Raw genomic sequence first — 7,096 nt, forward strand, 5'->3', positions numbered from 1 at the left:
CCTGAAGAATCAAGCTGATCCAACGTGTGGCAGTCGAGCGCGACCAAGACGGATGGTGGAGCCACCCCGACGAGCCAGACTTCGACGAGGACTACGCCGCCTTCAAAGCCTGGCTTGCTCAGCAGGGTCTGGAGCTGAAGCAGTGGCACATGGACTCGGATACTCGGACTGGATAAGCCAGCCTTGTTGTCGCCCTAAAAACTGCATTGATCAGACCGCCACGCGGTCATTGTCAGCAGCCGATAGACGCATCCTGAAAGGCGTACACCACCTGGTAACACCTGATTTTCACGCGAAACCCTGAGTAAGCACTTGGCTGAAGGTCAGACAATCTAAGAGGAACCAATAACAAGCCAACAAACTCAAGAGATTTCGCGGTGGGGCAAAAAGTGGGGCAAAAATGAATTCACCGCAAAAAACCATAGCCATAAAAAAATCCAGTCACCGTTAAGTGACTGGATTCTTTGGAGTTTTTTGGTCGGGACGGAGTGATTCGAACACTCGACCCCTTGCACCCCATGCAAGTGCGCTACCGGGCTGCGCTACGCCCCGACTGGGCTTTGAAGCATGTTCTCAATCCTGCCGAGAACGTTGAAGAATGTACCCTAACCATCTGATAAGTGGAAGCTTTTTCTCAAAAAATTTTCCACCCATCAGAAAAACCCAGGCTCACTTCTTCAAAACCACCAGCACATCCTCCAACTCAACAATCATCTGCCGAATCAGCTGCTTGTACTGGCTAGATTCATCCTTAGCCTCATCACTGGAGAGCCGCAACCGCGCCCCGCCAATGGTGAACCCCTGCTCATACAGCAAGGCCCGAATCTGCCGAATCATCAGCACGTCCTGCCGCTGATAATACCGCCGGTTCCCCCGCCGCTTCACAGGGTTCAGCTGATCGAACTCCTGCTCCCAATACCGCAGCACGTGCGGCTTTACCGCGCAAAGCTCGCTCACTTCACCAATGGTGAAGTAGCGTTTGCCCGGTATGGGGGGCAGTTCGTCGTTATGGCTTGCTTCCAGCATAGGCCTCAACCCGGGCCTTCAACTTCTGCCCTGGACGAAAGGTGACGACGCGCCGTGCAGTGATCGGGATCTCTTCCCCGGTTTTGGGGTTGCGGCCCGGCCGCTGGCGTTTGTCGCGAAGGTCGAAGTTGCCGAAACCGGACAGCTTGACCTGCTCGTTCTCTTCAAGTGCGTGCCGAATTTCTTCGAAAAACAGCTCGACCAGCTCCTTGGCCTCACGCTTGTTAAGCCCTAGCTCCTCGTACAGCCTTTCGGCCATCTCAGCTTTCGTCAGAGCACCCATGCCGTTATTTCCTTAACGTGGTGTTCAACCTTTGTTCGAGCGAGGTGAGGATGTTTTGCAGGGTAGTGTTCACCTCATCGTCGTTAAGAGTGCGCGATGGATGCTGCCAGGTCAAGCCGACGGCAAGGCTTTTTCTATCAGGATCAATGCCTTTACCTTGGTAGACATCAAACAGCCTGAGGTCTGTGAGCCATTCGCCTGCATTGTCACGAATTAATTCAAGCACCGCGCTGGAAGCCACATCACGGCCGGCGATCAAGGCCAGGTCGCGACGGGTTTCCGGGAACCTGGACAGTTCGCTGAACTTCGGCAGGCGGCCTTCGACCACTTCACCCAGCACCAGCTCGAACAGGAACACCGGGCGGTCCAGGTCCAGGGCTTTGGCCAGCTCTGGGTGGATGGCGCCGAGGTAGCCGACCAGTTTGCCGTCGCGCTCGATGGCGGCGGTCTGGCCTGGGTGCAGGGCTGGGTGCTTGCCGGCGCTGAAGGTGAAGTCGGCCAGGGCACCGGAGTAGCCGAGCAGGGCTTCGACGTCGGCTTTGACGTCGAAGAAGTCGACGCTGTCGCGGCCGTTGGCCCAGCCTTCTGGCAGGCGGCTGCCGGTGATAACGCCGGCGATCATTGGCTGCTGCTGCAGGTCACCCAGCTGGCCGACGAAGCGCAGGCCGCTTTCGAACAGGCGCACGCGGTCTTGCTGGCGGTTCAGGTTGTGCTGCAGTGCCTTGACCAGGCCTGGCCACAGGGACGCGCGCATGGCGGCCATGTCGCTGGAGATGGGGTTGGCCAGCAGCAGCGGCTCTACGCCCGGGCTGAACAGCTCGAACAGTTTCGGGTCGACGAAGCTGTAGGTGATGGCTTCCTGATAGCCGCGGGCAACCAGCAGGCGGCGCAGGGTTGGCAGGTCACCGCGGGTTTCCGGCTTGCCTTGCGGGGCCAGGCGGGCTTGCGGGTAGCGAACCGGCAGGTTGTTGTAGCCGTACAGGCGGGCCAGCTCTTCGATCAGGTCTACTTCCAGGCTGATGTCGAAGCGATGGCTTGGCACGCTGACGGTCCACTGCCCTTCCCCTTCACGGGTGGTGGTCAGTTCCAGGGCGTTGAGCAGTTGCTCGACCTGGGCTGGGTCCATTTGCATGCCGAGCATCTGGGTGATGCGCTCGTCACGCAGGGTCACCGGTGCCACTTGCGGCAGGTGCTGCTGGCTGACGGCTTCGACGATCGGGCCGGCTTCGCCGCCAACGATGTCCAGCAGCAGCGCGGTGGCGCGCTCCATGGCTTCGCGAGCCAGCTGCGAATCGACGCCGCGCTCGTAGCGGTGCGAGGCATCGGTGTGCAGGCCGTAGGAACGGGCTTTACCAGCGACGGAAATCGGCTCGAAGAAGGCGCTTTCGAGGAACAGGTCGCGGGTATTTTCGGTGTTCACACCACTGTGCTCGCCACCCATTACGCCGGCGATGGCCAGGGCGCGGGTGTGGTCGGCGATTACCAGGGTGTCGGCGCGCAGCGCCACTTCCTGGCCGTCGAGCAGGACGAGTTTTTCGCCCTCTTCGGCCATGCGTACGCGGATGCCGCCGTTGATTTCTGCCAGGTCGAAGGCGTGCATCGGCTGGCCGAGTTCGAGCATCACGTAGTTGGTGATGTCGACGGCGGCGTCGATGCTGCGCACGTCGCTGCGGCGCAGGCGCTCGACCATCCACAGCGGGGTCGGCTTGCTCAGGTCGACGTTACGGATAACGCGGCCCAGGTAGCGTGGGCAGGCAGCCGGGGCGCTGACTTCGACCGGGCGCACTTCGTCGTGGGCCGGCGCGACGGCAGGCACCACCGGGCGAGTGACCGGGGTGTCGTACAGGGCGCTGACGTCGCGGGCCAGGCCAGCGATGGACAGGCAGTCACCGCGGTTCGGCGTAAGGCCGATTTCGATGCTGGCGTCGTCCAGGCTCAGGTAGGTGCGAATGTTTTCACCCACCGGGGCGTCGGCAGCCAGTTCCAGCAGGCCGTCGTTCTCTTCGCTGATTTCCAGCTCTGCAGCCGAGCACAGCATGCCGAACGACTCGACGCCGCGCAGCTTGGCCTTCTTGATCTTGAAGTCGCCAGACAGCTCGGCGCCGATCATGGCGAACGGAATTTTGATGCCTGGGCGGGCGTTAGGCGCGCCGCACACGACCTGGAAGGTTTCCTGGCCGTTGGTCACCTGGCACACGCGCAGCTTGTCGGCGTCCGGGTGTTGTTCGGTGGCGAGGATTTCGCCCACGACAATGCCGCTGAACTGGCCGGCAGCGGGGGTAACGCTGTCGACTTCGAGGCCGGCCATGGACAGGCGGGCGACCAGTTCGTCACGGGAGACTTGCGGGTTTACCCAACCGCGCAGCCACTGTTCACTGAATTTCATGCTGTTCTCCTGAAAGTTGCGTCGGCATTGACCTAGCGGAATTGCGCGAGGAAGCGCAGGTCGTTGTCGAAGAACAGACGCAAATCGTTGACGCCATAGCGCAGCATGGCCAGGCGCTCGGCGCCCATGCCGAAGGCGAAGCCCTGGAACTCTTCAGGGTCGATGCCGGACATGCGCAGCACGCTTGGGTGCACCATGCCGCAGCCCATGACTTCGAGCCAGCCGGTTTGCTTGCACACGCGGCAGCCGTTGCCGGAACACATCACGCACTGGATGTCGACTTCGGCGGACGGCTCGGTGAAGGGGAAGAACGATGGGCGGAAACGTACCGCCAGTTCTTTTTCGAAGAATACCCGCAGGAATTCTTCGATGGTGCCCTTGAGGTCGGCGAAGTTGATATCGCGATCGATCAGCAGGCCTTCGACCTGGTGGAACATCGGCGAGTGGGTGATATCCGAGTCGCAGCGATAGACGCGGCCCGGGCAGACAATGCGGATCGGCGGCTGGCTGGACTCCATGGTCCGCACCTGCACCGGCGAGGTGTGGGTGCGCAGCAGCATGTTGGCATTGAAGTAGAAGGTGTCGTGCATCGCCCGGGCCGGGTGGTGGCCGGGGATGTTGAGCGCTTCAAAGTTGTGGTAGTCGTCTTCGACCTCTGGGCCTTCGGCAATGCCGTAGCCGATGTGGGTGAAGAACTGCTCGATGCGCTCGAGTGTACGGGTGATCGGGTGCAGGCCACCGGTGGCCTGGCCGCGGCCTGGCAGGGTGACGTCAATGCATTCGGCAGCCAGGCGAGCGCTGAGCTCGGCCTCTTCAAAGGCGGCCTTGCGGGCATTGAGCACAACGGTGACGCGCTCTTTGGCGTCGTTGATCAGCGCGCCGACTTTCGGCCGCTCTTCGGCTGGCAGGTTGCCCAGGGTCTTCATCACCTGGGTCAGCTCGCCCTTCTTGCCGAGATAATTAACCCGGATCTGTTCCAGGGCATTGATGTCTTCAGCGCGCTCCACGGCCTCAAGGGCTTGGGAGACCAGCGCATCCAGGTTTTCCATGTACAGACTCCAGATACGAAAATAGGGGAAGAGCTTTGAAGGCTCTTCCCCTATCGATGACGTTCAATGCCCGACGGCGCTAGCGCCGCCGGGTGATTGTCGCGGGTACTTAAGCCAGAACGGCTTTAGCTTTCTCGACAATCGCAGCAAACGCCGCTTTTTCGTTCACTGCCAGATCAGCCAGAACCTTACGGTCGATTTCGATCGAAGCCTTTTTCAGACCAGCGATGAAACGGCTGTAGGACAGACCGTTAACGCGGGCACCGGCGTTGATACGAGCAATCCACAGTGCGCGGAACTGACGCTTCTTCTGGCGACGGTCGCGGTAGGCGTATTGGCCTGCCTTGATGACCGCTTGCTTGGCTACACGGAATACGCGCGAGCGTGCACCGTAGTAACCTTTAGCCAGTTTCAGAATTTTTTTGTGACGCTTACGAGCGATAACGCCGCGCTTAACACGAGCCATGAGTAACTTCCTCTATCTTAACCAGAATTAACGAACGCGCAGCATGCGCGCGACTTTCGCCACGTCGGACGGGTGCAGCAAGCTGCTACCACGCAGTTGACGCTTACGCTTGGTCGACATTTTGGTCAGGATGTGGCTCTTGAAAGCGTGCTTGTGCTTGAAGCCCGAAGCTGTCTTCAGGAAGCGCTTCGCAGCACCGCTTTTGGTTTTCATTTTTGGCATGTTGAACTCCGCATTCGAAAAAAATTACACAATAATCATCAGGCCTGCCGTGCCCGGGAGATTACTTCTTCTTTTTGGGGGCGATGACCATCATAAGCTGGCGTCCTTCCATCTTAGGATGCTGCTCAACGGTGCCGTATTCGGCGAGGTCAGCTTCAACCCGCTTCAACAGCTCCATGCCCAGCTCCTGGTGGGCCATCTCACGACCACGGAATCTCAGAGAGATCTTGGCCTTGTCCCCATCGGTAAGGAAACGTACCAGGTTGCGTAGTTTTACCTGGTAATCCCCATCCTCCGTCCCTGGACGAAACTTGATTTCTTTGACCTGGATGATCTTCTGGTTTTTCTTGGCTTCGTTGGCCTGCTTCTTCTTTTCGAAGATGTGCTTGCCGTAGTCCATGACCTTGCAGACAGGCGGTACCGCGTCTGCAGAGATTTCTACCAGGTCCAGCTTCGCTTCATCAGCGATACGCAGCGCTTCATCAATCGAGACGATGCCAACCTGCTCGCCGTCTGCGCCAATTAACCGAACCTCGCGGGCCGAGATATTCTCGTTGATCGGGGCCTTCGGTACAGCACGCTTATCGTTTCTCATTTCACGCTTAATAGTCATTACTCCGATTCTTGGCGACCACGCCGGGAAACCGCTTGTGTCAGCAGCTCTGCGAATTGGGCGACGGGCATGGAGCCCAGGTCAGCGCCTTCGCGAGTGCGCACAGCGACGGTTTGCGTTTCGACTTCGCGGTCCCCTATAACCAAAAGGTACGGGACCTTGAGCAAAGTATGCTCGCGGATTTTAAAGCCGATCTTCTCATTTCTCAAGTCCGACTTGGCACGGAAACCGCTACCGTTCAGAGATTTCTCTACCTCGAGGGCGAAATCGGCCTGCTTGTCGGTGATATTCATGATCACCGCCTGGGTCGGTGCCAGCCACGCCGGGAACACGCCAGCGTAGTGCTCGATCAGCATGCCGATGAAGCGCTCGAACGACCCGAGGATGGCGCGGTGCAGCATGACCGGGCGCACACGGCTGTTATCTTCGGCGATATAGCTGGCATCCAGGCGCTCTGGCAGGTTCGGGTCGTACTGCAGGGTACCACACTGCCAGTTACGGCCGAGGCAATCGCGCAGGGTAAACTCGATTTTCGGGCCGTAGAAGGCGCCCTCGCCCGGCTGGTATTCCCACTCAAGGCCCGATTCGTTCAGGGCGTCGGCCAGCGCTGACTCAGCGCGGTCCCACAGCTCTTCGGAACCGACGCGCTTGGCCGGACGCGTGGACAACTTCATGGCGATGTCGCTGAAGCCGAAGTCCTTGTACACGTCCAGGGTCAGCTTGATGAAGTCTGCGGCTTCTTTCTTCACCTGTTCTTCGGTGCAGAAGATGTGCGCATCGTCCTGTACGAAGCCACGCACGCGCATGATGCCGTGCAGGGCGCCGGAAGGCTCGTTACGGTGGCAGGCACCAAACTCGGCCAGGCGCAGCGGCAGGTCGCGGTAGCTTTTAAGGCCCTGGTTGAACACCTGCACGTGGCATGGGCAGTTCATCGGTTTTACCGCGTAGTCACGGCTTTCCGACGAAGTGGTGAACATGTTCTCGGCATAGTTGGACCAGTGGCCGGAACGCTCCCAGAGAATGCGGTCGACAACCTGCGGGGTCTTGATTT

8 protein-coding genes and 1 tRNA gene are annotated in these 7,096 nt (G+C 59.5%); all 9 read right to left on the reverse strand.

Annotated elements, in window-relative coordinates:
• Positions 1 to 475 precede the first annotated feature (475 nt).
• Positions 476 to 552: transfer RNA gene (locus tag HP546_RS23170), tRNA-Pro, on the reverse strand.
• A 117-nt stretch (positions 553 to 669) separates the two neighbouring features.
• On the reverse strand, positions 670 to 1,026 hold the full coding sequence (locus HP546_RS23175; RefSeq protein WP_172229993.1) for a MerR family transcriptional regulator: 357 nt from the start codon (positions 1,024 to 1,026) through the stop codon (positions 670 to 672).
• The gene (gene ihfA / locus HP546_RS23180; protein ID WP_054887105.1) at positions 1,007 to 1,309 is read right to left on the reverse strand and encodes an integration host factor subunit alpha; all 303 of its coding nucleotides are present in this window, start codon (positions 1,307 to 1,309) and stop codon (positions 1,007 to 1,009) included. Before ihfA ends, HP546_RS23175 begins: the two co-directional genes overlap by 20 nt.
• Positions 1,310 to 1,313: 4 nt before the next feature.
• A complete protein-coding gene (gene pheT / locus HP546_RS23185; protein WP_172229996.1) occupies positions 1,314 to 3,695 on the reverse strand; it encodes a phenylalanine--tRNA ligase subunit beta in 2,382 nt (793 codons plus the stop codon).
• A gap of 32 nt (positions 3,696 to 3,727) precedes the next feature.
• Positions 3,728 to 4,744, reverse strand: a complete 1,017-nt coding sequence (pheS, locus tag HP546_RS23190) for a phenylalanine--tRNA ligase subunit alpha (protein ID WP_172229999.1) — start codon at positions 4,742 to 4,744, stop codon at positions 3,728 to 3,730.
• Positions 4,745 to 4,853: 109 nt separating this feature from the next.
• Complete coding sequence (gene rplT / locus HP546_RS23195) at positions 4,854 to 5,210, reverse strand: 50S ribosomal protein L20 (protein WP_040069108.1); 357 nt, start codon at positions 5,208 to 5,210, stop codon at positions 4,854 to 4,856.
• A gap of 27 nt (positions 5,211 to 5,237) precedes the next feature.
• A complete protein-coding gene (gene rpmI, locus HP546_RS23200; protein WP_008100408.1) occupies positions 5,238 to 5,432 on the reverse strand; it encodes a 50S ribosomal protein L35 in 195 nt (64 codons plus the stop codon).
• A gap of 61 nt (positions 5,433 to 5,493) precedes the next feature.
• Positions 5,494 to 6,045 carry a translation initiation factor IF-3 gene (gene infC, locus HP546_RS23205; RefSeq protein WP_172230002.1) on the reverse strand — a complete coding sequence of 184 codons (552 nt, stop codon included), beginning with the start codon at positions 6,043 to 6,045 and terminating at the stop codon, positions 5,494 to 5,496.
• A partial coding sequence (gene thrS / locus HP546_RS23210) for a threonine--tRNA ligase (protein ID WP_172230005.1) occupies positions 6,045 to 7,096 on the reverse strand: 1,052 nt, incomplete at its 5' end. The genes thrS and infC, both read right to left, overlap by 1 nt.

Origin of the sequence: Pseudomonas sp. CM25 (assembly GCF_013179705.1) — a bacterium.
Taxonomy (GTDB): Bacteria; Pseudomonadota; Gammaproteobacteria; order Pseudomonadales; family Pseudomonadaceae; genus Aquipseudomonas.